The organism is Variovorax rhizosphaerae, assembly GCF_037889975.1.
GTDB classification, from domain to species: domain Bacteria; phylum Pseudomonadota; class Gammaproteobacteria; order Burkholderiales; family Burkholderiaceae_C; genus Variovorax; species Variovorax rhizosphaerae.
Genome location: NZ_JBBKZT010000012.1, coordinates 107,355 through 128,091, shown reverse-complemented (window position 1 = coordinate 128,091; position 20,737 = coordinate 107,355). Strand labels below are relative to the sequence as shown.

At 65.9% G+C, this 20,737-nt stretch carries 16 protein-coding genes; 9 read left to right on the top strand and 7 right to left on the bottom strand.

Annotated features, from left to right (window positions below; all coding sequences use genetic code 11):
- Positions 1 to 22 precede the first annotated feature (22 nt).
- Positions 23 to 844, top strand: coding sequence for an IclR family transcriptional regulator (locus WKW82_RS24640; protein WP_340344995.1), 822 nt, complete (start codon positions 23 to 25; stop codon positions 842 to 844).
- Between the two features lie 32 nt (positions 845 to 876).
- Here the strand turns inward: WKW82_RS24640 and WKW82_RS24635 are convergent, their stop codons facing one another.
- Positions 877 to 1,806: a YihY/virulence factor BrkB family protein gene (locus tag WKW82_RS24635; protein WP_422823571.1), complete on the bottom strand. Its 930-nt coding sequence runs from the start codon at positions 1,804 to 1,806 to the stop codon at positions 877 to 879.
- A 73-nt stretch (positions 1,807 to 1,879) separates the two neighbouring features.
- On the opposite strand from WKW82_RS24635, the gene dnaG reads away from it, so the two are divergent.
- The 6 genes from dnaG to WKW82_RS24605 all read left to right on the top strand — a co-directional run bounded on the left by dnaG (position 1,880) and on the right by WKW82_RS24605 (position 10,559).
- Positions 1,880 to 3,892, top strand: a complete 2,013-nt coding sequence (dnaG, locus tag WKW82_RS24630; protein WP_340344994.1) for a DNA primase — start codon at positions 1,880 to 1,882, stop codon at positions 3,890 to 3,892.
- A gap of 260 nt (positions 3,893 to 4,152) precedes the next feature.
- The gene (rpoD, locus tag WKW82_RS24625) at positions 4,153 to 6,522 is read left to right on the top strand and encodes an RNA polymerase sigma factor RpoD (RefSeq protein ID WP_340344992.1); all 2,370 of its coding nucleotides are present in this window, start codon (positions 4,153 to 4,155) and stop codon (positions 6,520 to 6,522) included.
- Between the two features lie 171 nt (positions 6,523 to 6,693).
- A complete protein-coding gene (locus tag WKW82_RS24620; protein ID WP_340344991.1) occupies positions 6,694 to 7,923 on the top strand; it encodes a multidrug effflux MFS transporter in 1,230 nt (409 codons plus the stop codon).
- A gap of 26 nt (positions 7,924 to 7,949) precedes the next feature.
- Positions 7,950 to 9,053 (top strand): HPP family protein, encoded by a 1,104-nt coding sequence (locus tag WKW82_RS24615; protein WP_340344989.1) that lies wholly within the window; start codon positions 7,950 to 7,952, stop codon positions 9,051 to 9,053.
- 7 nt (positions 9,054 to 9,060) lie between these two features.
- Positions 9,061 to 9,615 carry a DedA family protein gene (locus WKW82_RS24610; RefSeq protein WP_340344988.1) on the top strand — a complete coding sequence of 185 codons (555 nt, stop codon included), beginning with the start codon at positions 9,061 to 9,063 and terminating at the stop codon, positions 9,613 to 9,615.
- Positions 9,616 to 9,800: 185 nt separating this feature from the next.
- On the top strand, positions 9,801 to 10,559 hold the full coding sequence (locus tag WKW82_RS24605) for a peptidoglycan-binding domain-containing protein (RefSeq protein WP_340344986.1): 759 nt from the start codon (positions 9,801 to 9,803) through the stop codon (positions 10,557 to 10,559).
- Between the two features lie 77 nt (positions 10,560 to 10,636).
- Here WKW82_RS24605 and WKW82_RS24600 read toward each other — a convergent pair whose 3' ends face one another.
- From WKW82_RS24600 to WKW82_RS24590, 3 genes are read right to left on the bottom strand one after another with little or no spacing between them, the layout of a single operon-like run.
- Entirely contained in the window at positions 10,637 to 11,038 is a 402-nt protein-coding gene (locus WKW82_RS24600) for an SRPBCC family protein (RefSeq protein ID WP_340344984.1), read from the bottom strand.
- 13 nt (positions 11,039 to 11,051) lie between these two features.
- Positions 11,052 to 12,305 (bottom strand): MFS transporter, encoded by a 1,254-nt coding sequence (locus WKW82_RS24595; RefSeq protein WP_340344983.1) that lies wholly within the window; start codon positions 12,303 to 12,305, stop codon positions 11,052 to 11,054.
- The gene (locus WKW82_RS24590) at positions 12,306 to 12,803 is read right to left on the bottom strand and encodes a flavodoxin family protein (RefSeq protein ID WP_340344982.1); all 498 of its coding nucleotides are present in this window, start codon (positions 12,801 to 12,803) and stop codon (positions 12,306 to 12,308) included.
- A 253-nt stretch (positions 12,804 to 13,056) separates the two neighbouring features.
- On the opposite strand from WKW82_RS24590, the gene WKW82_RS24585 reads away from it, so the two are divergent.
- Positions 13,057 to 14,220 carry a response regulator gene (locus WKW82_RS24585; RefSeq protein ID WP_340344980.1) on the top strand — a complete coding sequence of 388 codons (1,164 nt, stop codon included), beginning with the start codon at positions 13,057 to 13,059 and terminating at the stop codon, positions 14,218 to 14,220.
- Between the two features lie 33 nt (positions 14,221 to 14,253).
- Entirely contained in the window at positions 14,254 to 18,723 is a 4,470-nt protein-coding gene (locus WKW82_RS24580; RefSeq protein ID WP_340344978.1) for a response regulator, read from the top strand.
- A gap of 285 nt (positions 18,724 to 19,008) precedes the next feature.
- Here the strand turns inward: WKW82_RS24580 and WKW82_RS24575 are convergent, their stop codons facing one another.
- From WKW82_RS24575 to WKW82_RS24565, 3 genes are all read right to left on the bottom strand, one after another.
- Entirely contained in the window at positions 19,009 to 19,380 is a 372-nt protein-coding gene (locus WKW82_RS24575) for a type II toxin-antitoxin system PemK/MazF family toxin (protein WP_340344977.1), read from the bottom strand.
- Complete coding sequence (locus tag WKW82_RS24570) at positions 19,380 to 19,628, bottom strand: AbrB/MazE/SpoVT family DNA-binding domain-containing protein (RefSeq protein ID WP_340344975.1); 249 nt, start codon at positions 19,626 to 19,628, stop codon at positions 19,380 to 19,382. Before WKW82_RS24570 ends, WKW82_RS24575 begins: the two co-directional genes overlap by 1 nt.
- A gap of 185 nt (positions 19,629 to 19,813) precedes the next feature.
- Complete coding sequence (locus tag WKW82_RS24565) at positions 19,814 to 20,728, bottom strand: LysR family transcriptional regulator (RefSeq protein ID WP_340344973.1); 915 nt, start codon at positions 20,726 to 20,728, stop codon at positions 19,814 to 19,816.
- Positions 20,729 to 20,737: the final 9 nt, after the last annotated feature.

Sequence of the window (20,737 nt, the reverse complement as noted above, 5' to 3'; positions counted from 1 at the left end):
ATCTAATTGTTAGGAGACATGCATGGCCGAACTTGAAAACGAAGGCAACGAATCGGGTTCCGAGAAGGAACGCAGGGGCATCCAGTCCATCGAGGCTGGCGGCCAGTTGCTGCTGGCGCTGGGGGCGCAGGGCCGCCCCATGCCGCTGAGGGAACTCGCCAAGGCGGCCGACATGGCGCCGGGCAAGGCCCACCCCTATCTGGTGAGCTTCGCCAAACTGGGCCTGGTGACGCAGGAGGCTTCGACCGGCTACTACTGGCTCGGCCCGACCGCCATGCAGCTGGGCCTGGTCACGCTCCGGATGCTCAACCCCGTGCGCGAGGCCACGCCCTTCGCGGAACAGTTGGCGAGGGAAACCGGCCACAGCGTGGCGCTGTCGGTCTGGGGCAACCAGGGACCGACGATCGTCTACCTCTTCGACGCGATCTATCCGCTCCACACCAACATCCGGACGGGGACGGTGATGTCACTGGCGGGCACGGCCACCGGCCGGCTGTTCGCGGCCTATCTGCCCGCCAGGCTCATCGAGGAATCGCTGCTCGAGGACGAGCGGCGGCTCGGGCCGGACATCGCCACACCTGCCGATCGCGGGGAATTCCAGGGGATGCTGAACGAGGTGCGCCAGCATGGCGTGTCGCGCTCCATCAACAACCCGACGCCGGGCGTCAGCTCCTTTGCCGCACCGGTCTTCGATTACTCCGGAAACATCGTCCTGGGCGTGACGCTCATGGGCCGCTCACGATCCTTCGACACGGACTGGACCGGCTTGCAGGCCAAGGCCGCAAAGGCATGCGGCGTCGAGATTTCCAAGCGCCTCGGTCATCAGACGCTGCGCGCTGGCTGAGATTCTGGGCTGAGCAGTCCGCCCCCCACCCCCTACAAATGCCGCCCCGGCGGATGCCAAGGCCCCTTCGCCGCATGCCCGCCCACCTTCGCCCGATGCGCTCGCTCCAGCCGTTCGTACTCCGCAATCACTTGCGCCCCGAACAGCACCAGCGTCGCCGCGATCTCCAGGCTCAGCAGCACCACGATCGCCGTGGTCAGCGAGCCGTAGACCACGTTCACCTGCGACAGCGTCGAGAAGTACCAGACCAGCAGGCGCCGCGTCACTTCCCACAACAGCGCCGCCGTCACGCCGCCGAGCAAGGCATGTCGCCATGACAGCCGCCCGACCGGCATCACCAAGTAGAGCGAGGTCAGCATGAAGATCTCGCCGGCCAGCCCCAGCAGGTACAGCAGCAGCCCCGACACACCCGACAGCGACCAGCTGTGCCCCAGAAGTTCGACGCTTTCCTGCCCGATCAATTGCAGGGCGCCCGACACCACTGTCACCAGCAGCAGCCCGACGCACAGGCTCAGGATGTAGAGATACGGCATCACCAGCGACAGCAGCGCATGCCGCCGGTGCAGCGCCTTGCGGTGGTGGAAGATCACCGCCATCGCGCTCTCCAGTACGGTGAAGGCCAGCGAGCTGAAGAAGATCATCGTCACCAGCAACACCGGCCCGAGCACGTCGCGGTGGTCCATGAAGTTCGACAACTCGATGACGATTGCCTTGGACTGCCCCGGCAGCAGCCATTCCAGGTAGCGTCCGATCGTGCTCAGCAATTCGTGCTCGCCGACGAAGTGGGACATCGCCATCACGATCACGATCAGCAGCGGCACGATCGACAGCAAGGCATAGTAGGCCACCGCGCCCGCCAGCAGCAGCCCCTGGTTCGTCCGGAAGGCCTTGAGTGCGCCCCACGCGAAGCGCAGCGGGTGGCGCATGAAGGGCGGGGCGTTGGCGAACGGATTGCGCATCATCTTTGCTGCCAGTATGCAGTCGCGCCGGGCGAAGGCAAGACGCCATGCGTATCATCTGCCGCTCCCCGCCGACATGACCATCCCCGCTTCTTTCATCCAGGAACTGATCGCACGTGCCGACGTGGTGGAAATCGTCGGCCGCTACGTGCAATTGAAGAAGACCGGCGCCAATTTCTCCGGCCTGTGCCCGTTCCACAGCGAGAAGTCGCCCTCTTTCTCCGTCAGCCCGACCAAGCAGTTCTATCACTGCTTCGGTTGCGGCGTGCATGGCAACGCCATCGGCTTCCTGATGGAGCACGCCGGCATGGGCTTCGTCGAGGCGGTGCACGACCTGGCCGGCCAGTACGGCCTGCAGGTGCCCGAAGACGACGCCTCGCCCGAGGAACGCGCCCGCGCCGCCGGCCAACGCCAGAAGCAGGCCACGCTGACCGAAGTCCTCGAAAAGGCCGGTGACGCCTACCGCAAGCACCTGCGCGAATCGGACATCGCGGTCAACTACCTGAAGGGCCGCGGCGTCTCGGGCGAGGTGGCCAGGCAATACGGCATCGGCTATTCCCCGCCCGGCTGGCGCACCTTGGCCAGCGTTTTCCCCGAATACGACAACCCGCTGCTGGCCGAGTCCGGCCTGGTCATCACCGGCGAAGACGGCGAGGACAAGCGCTACGACCGCTTCCGCGACCGGGTGATGTTCCCGATCCGCAACGTCAAGGGCGAATGCATCGGCTTCGGCGGGCGGGTGCTGGGCGACGAGAAGCCCAAGTACCTCAATTCCCCTGAAACCCCGGTGTTCAGCAAGGGCCGGGAACTCTACGGCCTGTTCGAGGCGCGCAGCGCGCTGCGCGACAAGGGCTACGTGCTGGTCACCGAGGGCTACATGGACGTGGTGGCGCTGGCGCAGCTGGGTTTCCCGAACGCGGTGGCCACGCTGGGCACGGCCTGCACGCCGGAGCATGTGCAGAAGCTGTTCCGCTTCACCGAGTCGGTGGTGTTCAGTTTCGACGGCGATTCGGCGGGCCGGCGTGCGGCGCGCAAGGCGCTGGACGGCGCCCTGCCCTTTGCCACCGACGTGCGCAGCATCAAGTTCCTGTTCCTGCCGGCGGAGCACGACCCCGACAGCTTCATCCGCGAGCACGGCGCCGACGCGTTCTCCCGTTTCGTCGGCGAGGCGACGCCGCTCAGCCGCTTCATGCTCGACGCGGCCCGCGACGGCTGCGACCTGGGCACGGCCGAGGGTCGCGCCCGCATGACCAGCAATGTGCGCCCGCTCTGGACGGCCATGCCCGACGGCGCGCTGAAGCGGCAACTGCTGGAAGAGATCGCCGGCCTGGTGCAGCTGAGCTCGCAGGCGCTGACCGACCTGTGGAAACCCGCTGCGCCGGCCCGGCGTGGGTCGGCGCCCCCACCGTCATCGTCACCGACGGACGACTGGCCGCTCATGCCGGATGCCGACTGGGAGCCTTCCTGGACGCCCGATCACGGCCCGGGTGAAAGCGGCGACGGCGTCAGCGGCGCCAAGCGCCCGATCAAGAAAAAATGGGAAAAGGGCACTTGGGACAAGGACAGAGGCGGTCGCTGGGGCCGCGAAAAGTCCGCCGCCGATGCCGCGCCCCGTGGCCGCTCCCTGCCCATCGGCCGCTCGGACGTCGCGGCCCGCCTCGTGCTGTCGAACACGACGGCATGGGAGGCGATGAGCCAGGAAATGCACGGCATCCTCTGCGACCTGCCCGGCGCGCATGGCCAGCTCTTTGCGTGGCTGGACAGCCAGGTGCACGAGCACGGCGCCCAGCCGTGGGCGGCGCTGCGGGAAGGCATGCGCGGATTGCCCTTCGAGGCGTTGGTGGACAAGGTGATGACCGGCCCGGACGGCGCGCCCATCGATTCCGCGGCCGACAGTTCGGCGGCGGAAGCCGCGGCCGAACTGCGCAACGTGCTCGACTACATCCTCGACGCCCACCTCAAGGCGCAGGAAACCGAGGCCATTGCCGCCGCCGGCGCCGATCCGGGCGCCCTCGACCGCTACCGGGCGTTGCAGACACGCCGAAGAGAGCTTCAAGCAAGACTTTCTCCCGCACGTAACAGCTCTTGATTTCTGCTTGTCAAGCTATAATCTAAGGCTGTCTGTACGGCAAGAGCGACAGCAGCACCTCCGGGCCGACCCCACGCGCAATGCACTTCCCAACGGGAAAAGGGTCAATACACCGCAAGGACTGCACACCAAATGTTCGCCCGACATCTTGCCGTCTGGAGAGATTCCTCTCCGTTTCTGTATGCCCGCGCCGGGTAGGCGCAGCCAAACCCTGTTTGGCTCAGTGATTCCGCTTGTTCATTCTTGATCCACGAGGTTGTATGCCCAGTTCCAAGAAGCCTGCCGTGTCAGTCGCCAAACCTGTCGCGGCGAAGCCGTTGAAGACCGCCGCCGCGCCCAAGGCGTCCGTCGCCCCGACTGCCACGAAAGCCAAACCCTTGACCTCCACGAAATCGCCCGCCACCGCTGAACTCAAGAAACCCGCCGCAGCCGCCACGGCTGTTGCCGCCGCGCCCGCTGCCGCTGGGGCAGCCCCGGCCGCCCCGCGCAAGGTCGGCCGTCCGCCCAAGGCCGCCGCCGCCGCGGCCGGTGACGCCGCGACCGCCCCCGCCACCACCGGCGCCAAGCGCGGCCGCAAGCCCAAGGCCAAGGACGACGCGCCGTCGGCCGACATCGACATGTCGGACATCGAGGACGATCTCGCGGGTGAGCCGGTTGCGAGCTCGACCGAGGAAAAGGTCAAGCCGCTGCGCATGAAGATCAGCAAGGCGAAGGAACGCGCCTTGATGAAGGAGTTCGGCCTCGACGAGACCGTGCTCTCCGAAGAAGACATGGCCAAGCGCCGCCAGCGCCTGAAGACGCTGATCACGCTGGGCAAGACCCGCGGCTACCTGACCCAGGGCGAAATCTCCGACCACTTGCCCGACAAGCTGGTCGACGCCGAGACCATGGAAGTCGTGGTCACGATGCTGAACGACCTCGGCGTGGCGGTGTACGAACAGACGCCCGATGCCGAGACCCTGCTGCTGAACAACACCGCCCCCACCGCCACCACGGTGGAAGAAGCCGAAGAAGAAGCCGAAGCCGCCCTGTCCACCGTGGACAGCGAATTCGGCCGCACCACCGACCCGGTCCGCATGTACATGCGCGAAATGGGCACGGTCGAACTGCTGACGCGCGAAGGCGAAATCGAGATCGCCAAGCGCATCGAAGGCGGCCTGATGGCCATGATGGAAGCGATCTCGGCCTCCCCGGCCACGATCGCCGAGATCCTGCGCCTGGGCAACGAGATCCGCGAAGGCAAGGTCGTCATCTCGACCATCGTCGACGGCTTCTCCAACCCCAATGAGGCCGACGACTACGTGGCCGAAGAAGACTTCGACGAGTTCGACGCGGAAGACGACGACGACGGCAACGGCGGCTCCAAGGCGCTGACCAAGAAGCTGGAAGAACTCAAGCGCGACGCGCTGGAGCGCTTCGACCGCATGGCCGAGATGTTCGAGAAGGTCCACAAGATCTACGACAAGGAAGGCTACGGCACGCCGGCCTACGAGAAGGCGCAGCGCGCCCTGTCGGACGAGCTGATGACCATCCGCTTCACCGCACGCACGATCGAGAAGCTGTGCGACATGGTTCGCACGCAGGTCGACGACGTTCGCAAGAAGGAACGCGAGCTGCGCCGCATCATCGTGGACAAGTGCGGCTTTCCGCAGGAAGAGTTCATCCGCGATTTCAGCGGCCTCGACAAGAACGGCCACAAGGTCGCATCCAACCTGCTGAACCAGAAGTGGGTCGAGAAGCAGGCCGCCGCCGGCAAGCCCTGGAGCGCCGTGCTGGCCCGCAACATCCCGCCGGTGCAGGAACTGCAGCAGAAGCTCGCCGACATCCAGTCGCGCGTGGTGGTGCCGCTCACGCAGCTCAAGGACATCAACAAGCGCATGAACGAGGGCGAATCGTCCTCGCGCGATGCCAAGAAGGAAATGATCGAGGCCAACCTGCGCCTCGTGATCTCCATCGCCAAGAAGTACACCAACCGCGGCCTGCAATTCCTGGACCTGATCCAGGAAGGCAACATCGGCCTGATGAAGGCGGTGGACAAGTTCGAATACCGTCGCGGCTACAAGTTCTCGACGTACGCGACGTGGTGGATCCGCCAGGCCATCACCCGCTCGATCGCAGACCAGGCGCGCACCATCCGCATTCCGGTGCACATGATCGAGACGATCAACAAGATGAACCGCATCTCGCGCCAGCATTTGCAGGAATTCGGCTTTGAGCCGGACGCCGGCATCCTGGCCGCGAAGATGGAGATCCCGGAAGACAAGATCCGCAAGATCATGAAGATCGCCAAGGAGCCGATCTCCATGGAAACGCCGATCGGCGACGACGACGATTCGCACCTGGGCGACTTCATCGAGGACAGCAGCAACACGGCGCCGATCGAGGCCGCGATGCAGGCGGGTCTCCGCGACGTGGTCAAGGACATCCTCGACTCGCTCACCCCGCGCGAAGCCAAGGTGCTGCGCATGCGCTTCGGCATCGAGATGTCGACCGACCACACGCTGGAAGAAGTCGGCAAGCAGTTCGACGTGACGCGTGAGCGGATTCGCCAGATCGAGGCGAAGGCGCTGCGCAAGCTGAAGCACCCGTCGCGTTCGGACAAGCTGCGCTCGTTCATCGATACGTTGTAAATTCAACGGCCTTCAAAAGCGGACTTGACCGGCCGCGAAGGACGCGAAGATTCGCAAAGGTCGCGAAAGAACAGCCAAATTTTTCTGGCTTCTTTCGCGTCCTTCGCGGAACCTTCGCGACCTTTGCGTCCGGAAGTCCGCTTTATTGTTTTCACTCCCCCGAGCCCACCCATGAACCCCAACGCCGACACCCTCTGGAAAGCGCCGCGCTGGGCGCTGGCCGTGCTGCTGGCGGTGCTGGGCATGCTCGGGCCGTTCTCGATCGACACCTACATCCCGGCCTTCTCGGGCATCGCGACCACCATCGGCGCGACGCCGGCGGAGATGCAGCAGACGCTGTCGGGCTACCTGTTCGGCTTTGCCTTCATGAACCTGTTCCACGGCGCGCTGTCGGACAGCTTCGGCCGGCGGCCGGTGGTGCTGTGGGGGCTGGCGGTGTTCACGCTGGCGTCGCTGGGGTGTGCGCTGTCGCAGACCATCGGGCAGCTGGTGCTGTTCCGGACCTTGCAGGGGCTGTCGACGGGCGCGGGCATCGTGGTGTCGCGTGCGGTGATCCGCGACATGTTCCCGCCCGCGGAAGCGCAGAAGGTGATGGCGCAGGTCACGATCTACTTCGGCGTGGCGCCGGCCATCGCGCCGATCGTGGGTGGGTTCCTTTTCGTGCATTTGGGGTGGCACAGCATCTTCTGGTTCCTGGTCGGCGTGGGCGTGGTGCTGTTCGTGGCCAACTGGAAGCTGCTGCCCGAGACGCTGCATCCGGACCATCGGCAATCGTTCCATGTACGGCACCTGATGCGCGGCTACCGGGAGCTGTGCTCCGACCCGCGCTTCCTGCTGCTCGCGCTGGCGAGCGGCGTGCCCTTCAACGGCATGTTCCTCTACGTGCTGTCGGCGCCGGCCTTCCTGGGTGACCACCTGGCGCTGGCGCCCACGCAGTTCTTCTGGTTCTTCATCATGACCATCGGCGGGATCATGGCCGGCGCACGGGCCAGCGGGCAGATGGCGGGCCGGGTGGCGCCCAAGCGGCAGATCCGCGACGGCTTCCTGATCATGGTGGTGACCTCGCTCGTGAACGTGGTGGCCAACCTGCTGTTCACACCGAACGTTTGGTGGGCGCTGTGGCCGATCGCGATCTTCGCCTTCGGCTGGGCGCTGATGGTGCCGGGCGTGACGCTGCTGGTGCTGGACCTGCACCCGGAGCGCCGCGGCATGGCCTCGTCGCTGCAGGCGGTGATCGGCTCGACGGCCAACGGCGTCGTCGCGGGCGTGATCGCGCCGCTGGTGATGCATTCGACGGTGGCGCTGGCGGTGTCGTCGATGCTGATGTTGTGTGTGGGGCTCGTGGCCTGGTTGTGGCTGCATCGCCGCTGGCCCGAGATCGGCCGGATGATCGCGGTCTGAGCATGGCAGAGGGATCGATTCGCGCCATGTTGCGCACGTGGCTGCCGGCGCCAACGCGCATCGACGCGAAGGAGCGCCTGCGCGCCGTGGCCGGGGCACTGCTGGGGCTTCTGCTGACGGGCCTGGTGTGCCGCGAGTTCGCCGGCCTGGGCGCCGTCTGGCTGATTGCGCCGCTGGGCGCGAGCGCGGTGCTGGTGTTCGCGGTGCCGGCGAGTCCGTTGGCGCAACCGTGGTCGGTGGTCGGCGGGAACACGGTGTCCGCGCTGGTCGGCATCGCCTGCGTCCACTGGATTCCGGATGCCGCCTGGGCCGGCGCCTGCGCGACCGCGCTGGCCATCGGCGTGATGTTCTCGCTGCGCTGCCTGCATCCGCCGGGTGGCGCGATGGCCCTGCTGGTCGTGCTCACGCACACAACGGATTTCTCCTTCGCGCTGTTTCCAGCGATGGCCAATTCGCTGCTGCTGATGCTGGCGGGCGTGGCGTACAACACGCTGACGGGGCGACGCTATCCGCACGTCCAGGCCGCGCCCGCCACGCCGCCGCCGGATGCGCGCTTCAGTTCCGCCGACCTGGACGCGGTGCTGGCCCGCTACAACCAGGTGCTGGACATCAGCCGCGACGACCTCGAATCGCTGATCCAGCAGACCGAGGTCGAATCCTTCCGGCGCCGCATGGGCGAGTTGCGCTGTGCCGACATCATGTCGCGCGACCCGGTGTCGGTGCAGTTCGGCACCCCGCTGCAGGAGGCCTGGCAGATCATGCAGCAGCGGCACATCAAGGCACTGCCGGTGATGGACCGCACGCAGCGCGTGGTCGGCATCGTCACGCAGGCCGACTTCTTCCGGCACATCGACCTGCGGCTGCACCAGGGACTGGGCGCGCGGCTGCGCAGCTTCCTCCAGCCTTCGCCCAGCGTGACCTCGAGCAAGGCGGAGGTGGTCGGGCAGATCATGACGAAGCAGGTGCGCGTGGCGACCGACGACCGGCCGGCGCTGGACCTGGTGCCGCTGTTCTCGGATGCGGGCCATCACCACATACCGATCATCGACGGCGGGCAGCGGCTGGTGGGCATGATCACGCAGTCCGACTTCGTGCGTGCGCTCTATCGCGCCGTGCGCCCTGGGAACTGAATCGCACATGCACCCTCACCAACTGCTCGAACACTACGGCTACTACGCGGTCTTCTTCATCGGGATGTTCGAGGGGGAGACGATCCTGATGCTGGGCGCCTATGCGGTGCACCAGGGGTACCTGTCGATGCTGCCTTTGATCGCCGTGGGCGCGCTGGCGGCGTTCTGCCCGGACCAGTTCTATTTCCAGGTGGGGCGGCGCAAGGGCGCCGAACTGATGGCCAAGCGTCCGAAGCTCGCGGCGCACCTGGCGCGTGTGCAGGGCTTCATCGAGCGCCATCCGGTCGCGACGATCTTCCTCATGCGCTTTGCCTGGGGCTTCCGCGTGGTGATGCCAGCGGCACTGGGCATGAGCAAGATGCCGCTCGCGATGTATGTTGCGCTGGACGCCGTGGCGGCGGTGGTGTGGGCGTCGGTCATCGCACTGTTCGGCGTCAACATCGCGGGCGTGGTGCATTCCTTGATGAGCAAGGTGCAGCATCACGAGCATGTGATCGTCTTTGGCGCCCTTGCCATCGCATTGACGGTGGCGCTGCTGCGGCAGTGGCGGGTTCGGCGGTAGGGCCTCCGACCAAAGCGTGCCGGCGCCCCGACGTCTTTGAGCCGCATCGCCTCCTGGCGAAAGCGTCTTGCCCCAAGCCTCATCACTTCAGGGGATTCCGAGGGCAGCGTTCACCCTTATCGTCGGAATCTTGCGATGCGCACCGGAAAAGCCAAGGGAAGGCCCACCAACATCTGGAGGCAGTGATGGACTACGGATCAAGGATTCTTTCGAAGGGCGTCAAGGGCGCGGACGTGGAGGAACTGCAGATCCGCCTTGCGGGTTTTCGCGGAACGCTACCGGATGGAGAGTTCGGGCCAGGCACTGAACTGCAGGTCAGCAACTTTCAGCGCGACGTCATGGGCAGTAGCACTCCCACAGGCGTTGCTGACGGTGAAACGCTGCGGGCAATCGATTCGTTCGCGGATCAATTTTCCATTGACTTTGCCCAATTGAAATGCCGATGTGGCAAATGCGATGGCTTTGGGCAAGGCCGGTTCAAAGGAAAGTATCTCGGCAATCAAAAGGCCGAGGCCTTCCACCTCTACGAATATCCGGGCATCCATCGAATGCTTCTGTGGGCGGTGAGAGCCGCTGTCTTCTACCTGCCCGAACACCGTTTCAGCTTCAGCTCTGGCTACCGTTGCGGCGTCGACAACCAACAACATCATCGCAACACGACCAATCATTGCGGCAAGGCGGTCGATCTGGACGCCGCGCTCGAACCTGGGGAAGGAAAGCGCGAGGACGCCATCAAGTGCACCAAGATTCGGGGCAGGCTCGTCGAAGTATCGAATGCGCAGATCGGATGGGGCGCCGTGAATCGAAAGGCCCTTGAACCAGACAACGTCGCACCGACCTGGGTTCACTACGATGTGAGGGCCTATGAGGCGCGGTACCTCGAAGATCGCTTTTTTTGCAAGAGCCTGACTGCGCTCGATGCTCGCAAGCCCATCCTGATTTGAGTGCATGCCTGCTCGATCCGCTGCTGCCGCGCGGGGGGTGTAACGCCTCTTCCAAACGGGGCTGTGCAAGCCAAGTCTCAATTGGATGCTTCGAGCTTCACCTTCATCGCCTGCATCCCCGCATCGATCCTCCCCGCAATGGCCGGGGCCATCTCGTTCGGCAACAGGTCTGCGATCCAAACCACCCGGCACTTCCCGGCACCTTCGTCGAACACCTGGAACGACGCGTTGTGATGCAACAGCCTGCCGCCCGCGGCGGACCACACGAGGCGCCGCGCCATATCGTCGAGGTCGACGATCACCTCGCGCGCCTCGACGCCGTTGCCGAACTTGACGATGCGCGCGTCGGCGCCGTCCATGCGGCAATCGACGACGAAGCCGGGCACCAGGCGGGTGTGCAAGGCGCCCAGGTCGCGCACGGCGTCCCAGACTTGGGCCGCGTCCGCTGTGAGCTTCATTTCACGATGAATCGATGCCATGGGAGTCTCCTCTTCAAGCCCTGACGTTCCGCGCCAGCCACCATCGCAGCAGGACCAGGATCATCAACAGGCTCAGCGCCGCGCCCGCCAGCGACGCATGGATGCCGACCGCGCTGCCGCCCAAGCCGACCGTGATGCCCGCGAACGCGCGCAGGCCCAACGCCGACATGTTGAACAGCCCGATCACGCGGCCCCGCGACGCAGCCGGCGCATTCAACTGCACCAGTGTCTGCGCCATCGAGCTGAAGGACAACTCGAACACGCCCGCCGCGAACAACAGCAGCAGCGCCAGCGGATACGAGCCGGTCGCTGCAAATGCGGCCAGCGACAAGCACCAGCACATGCACAGCAGCAGCGCGGTCGAAGGCGCGGCGCGCACCAGGCCACCCCGGCTTTCCATCAGCAGGCCGGCCAGGAGTGCGCCCGCGGCGTCGGCCGCGAGCAGCATGCTGTAGGTGGTGCCCGGGTCGCCGTGGCCGAGGTCGCGCGCGAAGCCCGGCATCTGCGCCTGGTAGCTGTTGGCGACGAAGAAGGACGCCAGCCCGGCCAGCAGGATCATCGAGCCCAGTGATGGATCGGCGCGCACTTCACGGATCGTCTGGAGGATGTCGACCAGGCCACGCACCGCACGCGGCGGTGCAGCAGCACCCTTGCGGAAACGCGGCCCGTACGGCGCGCGCCACAGCCACAGAAATGCCGGCAGGAAGAACACAGTGTTGAGCAGCAAGCCGTAGCGTGGCCCGATGGTCAGCATGATGAGCCCGCCGACCGCCGGCCCGACCAGCACGCCCAGGTAGCGTGCGGTCGCGAGCAGGCGCACGCCGCTGGGCAGGTCGCGCGCCGGCACCACGTCGTGGAGCAACAGTTGCGTGGCACCCTGCCACAGCACCCCGGCGCAGCCATGGATGATGAGCAGCACCATCGCATGCCATATCTGCAGTGTGTCGGTGATGAAGAAGTACGCCCAGCCGGCGGAGGCCGTCATGAACAGCGCCATGCCGCACTGGATCAGCCGGCGTGGGTCGACCCGGTCGGCCAGCGCACCCACCGGCACCGAGAACAGCAGGAACGGCAGCCAGTGCGACACCACCGCGAAGCCGCCCAACGCGGGCGACTGGAACTTCTGGAACGCCATCCAGTAGCTGATCACGTGCTCGACGTTGTCGGCCATCATGGCCAGCAGGTAGGTGCCGACGAGCGCCCGGTAGCCGGGGTGCCGCAAGGCCGCGAAGGATGGCGCGGGCGCCTGCGTGGTGGTGGAAGACATTCAGTAGATGCCCAATGCGAGGCCGGCGGCCAATGCGGCGCCGAGTTCACGGCACTGTGCAAGGTCAGCGGGGCCGATCTGCTTCGGCCGCAGGATGGCCTCCGGCGTCTGCGCATGCGTGCAGACGATGAGTGTGGGCGCGACCTGCTTGAGCCGCCAGCCGGTGGCGATGCGCTCCAGCTGGCGCAGTGCGTTCTGGCCGTCGCTGCCAGCGCAGATCAACGCGAGATACGGCCGGCCATTGAGCCGATCGAGCGCGGCGTAGTAACAGCGATCGAAGAAATCCTTCATCAGGCCGGCCATCGATGCCAGGTTCTCCGGCGTGGCGAACAGATAGCCGTCGGCGCCGAGCACATCCTCCGGCCCTGCCTCCGAGGCACGCAGCAAACGAACGTGCACGCCGGCCTCCTCACGCGCGCCGTCGGCCGCCGCATGGGCCATCTGCTCGGAGCCGCCGGTCATGGAGTGGTAGACGATCAACAGCGTCTTCGAAGTCATGGCCGGCCAGCATAGTGGGAACCGGCGCGGCCCGCTTGCGCTGGCGTCGCTGCGATGATTCCGCCGCCTTCAAAGCACGAGCAGTTCGGGTTCTCCGCGTCGATGCGGCATCCGGCATTGGCGGGGCCTTGTCAATGTGACTTCATCGGGCACATCGCGCCGCAAATCGGGCCCCATGTACTGCGTTCGAATGACTATGGCGAATCCGGATCACAGCGTATAAGTACCACTTTTCCTCCCGAAGGAACCCGCGGTGAGCCTCGATCCAGTTCCTGACATCGCCCGTCGGCCGACCATCCTGGTGGTGGACGACACGCCTGACAACCTGATGCTGCTGAGCAGCCTGCTCAAGGACCAGTACACGGTGAAGGTGGCGAACAGCGGCGAGAAGGCGCTGAAGGTCGTGCGCGCGGGCGATCCGCTCGACCTGATCCTGCTCGACGTGATGATGCCGGGCCTGTCGGGCCACGAGGTCGCGCGTCAACTCAAGGCGGACCTCGGTACCCGCGACATCCCGATCATCTTCCTCACCGCGCTGTCGTCCGAGCAGGACGAGACGCTCGGCCTCGAAATCGGCGCCGCCGACTACATCACCAAGCCGATCCGCCCGCCGGTGCTGTTGGCACGCGTGGACACCCAACTCAAGATCAAGGCCGCCGCCGATTTCCTGCGCGACCAGAAGGACTACCTGGAGCAGGAGGTGGCCCGCCGCACGCGCGAGGTGGTGGCGATCCAGGACGTGACGATCCTGGCCATGGCCTCGCTGGCCGAGGCGCGCGACAACGAGACCGGCAAGCACATCCGCCGCACGCAGCATGGCGTGAAGGTGCTGGCCCAGCAGTTGCGCGAGCATCCGCGCTTCGGCCACTTCCTCGACGACGCGACGATCGCGCTGCTGTTCAAGTCGGCGCCGCTGCACGACATCGGCAAGGCCGGCATACCGGACCGCATCCTGCTCGCACCAGGCACGCTGAGCCCGGAGGATTTCGAGATCATGAAGACCCACACCACGCTGGGCCGCGATGCGATCGAGCAGGCCGAGCGCCAGCTGGGCACCGACGTGGCCTTCCTGCGCGTGGCCAAGGACATCGTCTACAGCCACCAGGAGAAGTGGGACGGCAGCGGCTACCCCGAGGGCCTGTCGGGCAACGACATCCCGATCGCGGCGCGCCTCATGGCCGTGGCCGACGCCTATGACGCGCACACCCGCCGCGGCATCTACCAGGACGGCATGCCGCATGAGGAGGCGGTGAAGCTGATCGACGAAGGCCGCGGTGTCGATTTCGATCCCGATGTCGTCGATGCCTTCCTCGCGCGCGCGGAGGACTTTCGCGAGATCGCCGTGCGCTTCGCGGATACCGACGAGGACATCGCAAGGAAGATGGAAGCGCTCGTCTTCATCGCCGAATCCGCCTGAAGGCTTGGATTCCCCGCCGGCCACCGAGCGCCCATGCGCAAGCTCCTCGAACTGCTCGAACGACTGCCGCTGCGCAGCAAGCTGGTCCTGGGCTTTGGGTCGGTGCTGCTGCTGACGCTGGCGCTCGGCGTGCAAAGCGTGCTCACGCAGGACCGCTTCCACCGCGACATCCAGTTGCTGCAGTCCAAGGAAGTGGTCGGCATGGCGCGCACCAAGGAGGCCCAGACCCAGCTCGTGTGGCTGCGGCTGACGCTGCGCAACGCCATGTGGGTGGAGAGCGCGGTGCAACGCGACGAGTTGCTCAGGCAGTTCGATGCCAGGCGCACCGACTTGCACACCGCCATCACGCAGATCCGTCCCACGCTGGTGCGTGGCGAGAACATGAAGCGGCTGGACGAGTTCGAGTCGTTGCTGGAGCAACTGGAAGTCGCCAGCGCCGAGGCCGGGGACCTGATCCGGCGCGGGTCGCGTGCACAGGCGCAGGCCCTGGTCGACAGCGATGGCATCAAGCAACTTGTCGCACGGGCCGACAACCTGCTCGCCCAGATCGCGGCCGTGAAGGAACACGGCGCCGACCAGGCGGCCAATGACATCCAGGCCTTCGCCGCGCGGAACACGACGTTCTCGCTGCTGCTCCTGCTCGGCGGCCTGGGGCTGACGCTGCTCTGGTCGTGGATCATCGCGCTGTCGATCCGCCGGCCCGGCTTGCGCGTGCGGCGGGCGGTCGATGCGCTGGCGCGCGGGCGGCTTCACCAGGTGGTGCCGCACACCGACATGAACAATGACGTGGGCGAACTGGCGCGCGCCGTGTCCAAGCTGCAATCCGAGCTTCGGCAACTCGACGAGCAGCGGTGGAACAAGCACCACCAGGCGCAGATGCAGGCCGAGCTGCAGCAGGCGGACACGCCGGCCGAACTCGCACGGCGCTTCCTGCGCGGCGTCGTCCCGCTCCTCGACGCGGCGCAGGGCGCGATCTATCGCGTCGACGCGGCGGCCCGGGTGCTGGAACTGGCCGGCGCCGAAGGCGCCGATCCACGCCGAACGCCCGTGGAGCGGCTCGCCTATGGCGAAGGGCTCGCCGGGCAGTGCGCGGAGCAAGGCCGCGAGATCGTGGTCGACGTCGCGCAGCCCATGCGGCACGCCGGCCCGGATTCGCCCGTCAGCGCACCCGGCTGGCATGCCGCGATGCCGATCTTCCAGGGCGAGCGCCTGCTGGGCGTGATCGAGCTGGCCACCGGTGCCGTGCCCGGCGACAAGGAGCTTGCGTTGCTGCACGACCTGTTGCCGCGCGTCTCCATGAGCATGGCGATCATCGAGCGCAACCAGGCCGTGCAGCAACTGCTCAACCAGACGCAGGAGCAGTCGGCGTCGATCCGGGCCCAGGCTGATCGGCTGGAGGACCAGGCCACCGCCCTCCATGCCCAGCAAGCCTCGCTGGACGCGACCCGTGCCTGGTACCAAGGCATCGTCGAGGCGGCACCCGACGGCATGCTCATCGTCGACGCCGACGGCCGCATCCTGCTGGCGAACCCGGAGCTGCACCGCCTGTTCGGCTATCCAAAGGGCGAGCTGATCGGGCAGCCCATGGAGATCCTGGTGCCGCCCACCAGCCGGCCCGGCCACCCCACCCTTCGTGCCGGCTTCATGTCCCAGGGCCTGACGCGCCAGATGGGCATTGCACAGATGGACCTGCAAGGTGAGCGCAAGGATGGCAGTCGCTTCTCGCTGGAGATCGGCCTGGCGCAACTGCCGGCCATCGACGCACGTGGCGTGTGCATCTGCGCGTCGGTGCGGGACATCACCGAGCGCCGCGCGATGCAGGAGGCCCTGCGCGACACCGAGGAGCGCTTCCGCCGCATCATCGAACAGGCCCCGGCGGGACTGCTGATCGCGGACGACGACACCGAGGAACTGCTGTTCCACAACCACAAGTTCGAGGAGGTGTTCGGCGAACCCTTCGAGCAGGTGGCACGCAGGGCCGACCGCGACCGCTACTGGGCCGACCCCGGAGAGCTCGCGCGCTATCTCGAACTCATCGCCTCCAACGACACCGTGCGCGACTTCGAGGTCACCTACCGGCGCCGCGACGGCAGCCTGCGCCATATCCTGCTGTCGTCGACCCGGGTGCGCGCGGCGGGGCGAACGATCCAGGGCAACTGGTACTTCGACATCACCGACCGCAAGTCAGCCCAGGCGCAGGCGCAGCGCGCCCTGGAGATCGCCGAGGAGGCGACGCGCGTGAAGAGCGACTTCCTGGCCAACATGAGCCACGAGATCCGCACGCCGATGAACGCCATCATCGGCATGAGCCACCTGGCGCTGCAGACGGCGCTGGACACGCGCCAGCGCAACTACATCGAGAAGGTGAACCGCGCCGCCGAAAGCCTGCTGGGCATCATCAACGACATCCTGGATTTCTCCAAGATCGAGGCCGGCAAGATGAGACTGGAAGAGACGCCGTTCCAGCTTGAGGAGGTGCTCGACGACTTTGCCAACATGGTGAGCCTGAAGGCCGAGGGCAAAGGCCTGGAGCTGCTGTTCAGCACACCGGCCGAGCTGCCGACGGCGCTGCTCGGCGACCGCTTGCGGCTCGGCCAGGTGCTCGTCAACCTGGGCAACAACGCGGTCAAGTTCACCGATGAAGGAGAGATCGTCGTCGGCGTGCAGGTGGAAGAACTGCATGACGACCAGGTGGTGCTTCACTTCCGGGTGCGCGACACCGGCATCGGCATGACGCCCGAGCAGATCTTGCGCATGTTCCAGCCCTTCAACCAGGCCGACAGCTCCATCACGCGCCGCTACGGCGGCACCGGGCTGGGGCTGACCATCTCCAAGACCATCGTCGAGATGATGGGCGGGCGGATCTGGGTCGAGAGCGTGGCGGGCAAGGGATCGACCTTTCACTTCACTGCGCAGTTCGGCTTGCAGGCGCTGTCGCCATCGCAACTGCGCAGGATGTTCAGGGCGGACGAATTGCAGGGCTACCGCGTGCTGGTGGTGGACGACAACGCGAGCGCGCGCGAGATCCTGTCGACGATGGCACGGGGCTTCGGGCTGGAGGTGGACGTGGCCAGCAGCGGGCAGGAAGCGCTCTCGCGGGTGGCCGCGTCGGAACAGGCGCCCCGAGCCTATGACCTGGTGCTGATGGACTGGAAGATGCCGGGCATGGACGGCATCGAGGCCACGGCGCGCATCCACGCGCGCGCGCCGGGGCAACCCGGGCAACCGCCCGCCGTGATCATGGTCACCGCTCTCGCCCAGCACGAGGCGCAAGAGGCGGCCGAGCTGCGCGCGGTGCGGCTGCCGCTGGTTCTGACCAAGCCGGTCACGTCTTCGACGCTGCTGGAGGCGATTGGCCAGGTGCTGGGCAAGGAGATGCGGACAGAGCGCCGTACCGCTTCCGACGCGCAGCCCGGCGCGAGCGCGATGGCGCAACTGGCCGGCGCGCGCGTGCTGCTGGTCGAGGACAACGACGTGAACCAGGAACTGGCGCGGGAACTGCTGGAGGGCGCTGGCATGCAGGTGGTGATTGCCGGCGATGGTGCGCAGGCGCTGGCGCTGCTGGACCGCGATGCCGCATTCGACGGCGTGTTGATGGACTGCCAGATGCCGGTGCTCGACGGCTACGCGACGACACGCCTGCTTCGCGAGCAGGCCTGCTTCAGTGCGCTGCCAATCATTGCGATGACGGCCAATGCGATGGTCGGTGATCGCGAAAAGGCGATGGCCAGCGGCATGAACGACCACATCGCCAAGCCGCTGAACGTAGCGGTGATGTTCGCGACGATGGCGAAGTGGATTCGGCCGGGGAAGGCTTCTCCGATGCCGCAAGTTGCGGACCGCGGCAAGACTGCGCCGCACGTTGCGGACGTGCTGCCCTTCCTGCCCGGCATCGACCAGGCGGCGGGACTGGCCACCTGCCAGGGCAAGGTCGAACTCTACCGACGCCTCCTGGCCAAGTTCCGTGACTCGCAGGCCGGCTTTGCCGAGGATTTTGCGCAGGCGCTGGAAGGCGAGGACGCCTCGGCGCCGGCCCGTGTGGCGCATACCTTGCGTGGCACCGCCGGCAACGTCGGCGCGCTCGCGCTGGCACAGGCCGCTGCGGCGCTCGAAAGCGCTTGCCAGCAAGGCCTGCGCGACGGTGCGCTGAGCGAGCCACTGGCTGCGGTGGTGGGCGAATTGACGCCGGTGATCGAGGGCCTGCGCCAACTCGAAGCATCGACGGCGCCAGCGGCGACGGAAGCACCGCACCTGCCGCTGCAAGCGCTGGCCCCGCTGGTGGCGCGGCTGAAGCAACGACTCGCCGACAGCGATCCAGCCGCGGTAGAACTTGCCGCAGAACTGGAGCGCACCCTGGCCGCTCATCCCGGTCACAAGGCTGCAGTGCGCCGGATCGCGGGCAAGGTCAATGACTTCGATTTCGACGAGGCGATGGGTTTGCTGGAAGACTGGGAGAGCAATGGGTCGTCGATGGAGGGGGTGGACCGACGTGACCCCCCGTAGATCCTTTGCCCGGCTACACCGTGCCAGTGTTGATGGCCCTGATCGGTGCCGCGCCGGTCCCTGAAGGATCAGGCCGATGCAGCCCGCACGCAATGGCGATCGGATGGGGGCAACTTTTCCGTCTCATATCAGTTTTCCACCACGCTAATCGCGTGACCCGCGACGCATGAAACCAGTGCGAGCAATGCCAGTTCGTGGGCACCCACGGAACCGGCTTTGCCGGGCCGTTGGGTGCGCCCCCTTGAGGGGGAGCGCCGCAGGCGCATTCGGGGGTGGGCTTTGATTTCAGTGTTCGCAGATGCCGCAAATGGCGTCAAGCCTCTTGAGTGCAGCGCCTAGCACCTTTGTGTGCCCGGCGCCCCACGGGTGCGGCCGGCCTCCACGCTCCTTCCAGTCGAACGACTTCGGCTGGAATGCCAGGACGTAACCCACTTCGCCTTTGGGGCCCTTCACAGCCAAGGCAAAGGGGTTGTCCGCGTTGTACTCGGCGTGCGTCATTGGCAAGCCAATCACGATGCCCGTCCTGGCGTTGAATGCGGCTGGAGAGATCACCAGCATGGGATGCTCGTTCTTCATCTCCTTGCCTGCATGCGGGCTGTGGGCGATCCAGATGATCTCGGCACGTTCGGGCACCCACAGTGCGGACTGTCTTGCCATCAACCGATCACCTCGGCGCCGACCGGCTCGAATGCCATCAGTTCGCCACCGTGACGCTTCGGGTCGAACGCGGCAAGCATGTCTTCCAACGTGGGCTCCGTCTCGGCCTCGATCACGATCCGACCCGGCTTTGCAATCACACGCACGGCAGTGCCTTCGGCGATGCCCGCAGCCTTCGCCATCGGCTTGGTCAGGCGCAGCGCGAGGCCGTTCCCCCACACGCTGATCTGGCTGACGGTAGTTGTCATGAAACTCTCCTTTCGGTTGATACCATTGTATCTACGAAGTGGTGCCGTGTCTACGACTGAACAACTAAGCGAGCGCTACGCACGCCACTCGACGCCGGATCGCGCAGTTTGAGTTGCAACTGACCCGCAGGCCCGCGACCGCCAACGCGGCGTTGCGCTCATCCGCAATGGCGACCAACGACCGACTATTTGTCCGCGCTCTCTCCGTGCAGTTGAATGACCAGCGACCGCAGCCAGATACTTGCAGGATCCTTGTTGTATCGCTCATGCCAGAACAGGTTGATCCCGATCTCGGGCAGCTTCGCGGGGTGGTGAACGTATGACAACCCGAAGGGTTTCACCAACGCCTGTGCGAGGCGCTCCGGCACGGTGGCTACCAGGTCGGAATCGTGCAGGATGTGCCCCACCGCGACGTAGTGCGGCACTGTCAGGACGACCTTGCGAGTGACCTCCTGGCGTCGGAGCAAATCATCTGCCTGACCATGGCCGGTACCCTCTGAAATCACCACGACGTGCTCAGCCGCAGAAAACTCGCTCAAGGAAACCTTGCAGTTGTCGAGCGGGTGGCCGAGCCTGAACATGCAAACGTATCGCTGCTTGAAAAGCCGGCGCTGGAAATACCCCGCCTTCAATTGCGGCAGCAACCCGATCGCCAGGTTGACGTGGCCTGCTTCCATCTCATCCTGCAGATTGACCGAGGTGTTGCGCACCGTGCTCAGCGAGACGCCTGGCGCCACGCGCGCAAGCTCCTTCATCAGCTTTGGCAGGAAGTAAACCTCGCCGATGTCCGTCATGCCCACGGTGAAGGCGCGCTTGGACGTTGCCGGGTCGAACGTCGCACGCTGGTTGATGGCCTCATGGATGACCTGGAGTGCGCGGGCTGTTGGCTCGGCAAGCTGCTCTGCGAAAGGCGTTGGCTCCATGCCCTTGGGCGTTCGCAGGAACAGGGGGTCGTCCGTGAGTTTGCGAAGGCGCGCCAGCGCGTTGCTCACCCCGGGTTGTGAAAGCCCGAGATGGGTCGCCGTTTTCGAGACGCTCCGGTCGATCAGCAACTGCTGGAACACAACCAGCAGGTTGAGGTCGATTTCATTGAGTTCCATGGCCTCTTC

Excerpts from the sequence above, each read along its gene's own strand:
- WKW82_RS24620 (WP_340344991.1), top strand. The coding sequence starts at position 6,694 with ATGAACCCCAACGCCGACACCCTCTGGAAAGCGCCGCGCTGGGCGCTG.
- WKW82_RS24565 (WP_340344973.1), bottom strand. The coding sequence starts at position 20,728 with ATGGAACTCAATGAAATCGACCTCAACCTGCTGGTTGTGTTCCAGCAG.
- WKW82_RS24580 (WP_340344978.1), top strand. The coding sequence starts at position 14,254 with ATGCGCAAGCTCCTCGAACTGCTCGAACGACTGCCGCTGCGCAGCAAG.
- WKW82_RS24590 (WP_340344982.1), bottom strand. The coding sequence starts at position 12,803 with ATGACTTCGAAGACGCTGTTGATCGTCTACCACTCCATGACCGGCGGC.
- WKW82_RS24640 (WP_340344995.1), top strand. The coding sequence starts at position 23 with ATGGCCGAACTTGAAAACGAAGGCAACGAATCGGGTTCCGAGAAGGAA.
- WKW82_RS24575 (WP_340344977.1), bottom strand. The coding sequence starts at position 19,380 with ATGGCAAGACAGTCCGCACTGTGGGTGCCCGAACGTGCCGAGATCATC.
- dnaG (WP_340344994.1), top strand. The coding sequence starts at position 1,880 with ATGACCATCCCCGCTTCTTTCATCCAGGAACTGATCGCACGTGCCGAC.
- WKW82_RS24615 (WP_340344989.1), top strand. The coding sequence starts at position 7,950 with ATGTTGCGCACGTGGCTGCCGGCGCCAACGCGCATCGACGCGAAGGAG.
- WKW82_RS24570 (WP_340344975.1), bottom strand. The coding sequence starts at position 19,628 with ATGACAACTACCGTCAGCCAGATCAGCGTGTGGGGGAACGGCCTCGCG.
- rpoD (WP_340344992.1), top strand. The coding sequence starts at position 4,153 with ATGCCCAGTTCCAAGAAGCCTGCCGTGTCAGTCGCCAAACCTGTCGCG.
- WKW82_RS24600 (WP_340344984.1), bottom strand. The coding sequence starts at position 11,038 with ATGGCATCGATTCATCGTGAAATGAAGCTCACAGCGGACGCGGCCCAA.
- WKW82_RS24610 (WP_340344988.1), top strand. The coding sequence starts at position 9,061 with ATGCACCCTCACCAACTGCTCGAACACTACGGCTACTACGCGGTCTTC.
- WKW82_RS24595 (WP_340344983.1), bottom strand. The coding sequence starts at position 12,305 with ATGTCTTCCACCACCACGCAGGCGCCCGCGCCATCCTTCGCGGCCTTG.
- WKW82_RS24635 (WP_422823571.1), bottom strand. The coding sequence starts at position 1,806 with ATGATGCGCAATCCGTTCGCCAACGCCCCGCCCTTCATGCGCCACCCG.
- WKW82_RS24605 (WP_340344986.1), top strand. The coding sequence starts at position 9,801 with ATGGACTACGGATCAAGGATTCTTTCGAAGGGCGTCAAGGGCGCGGAC.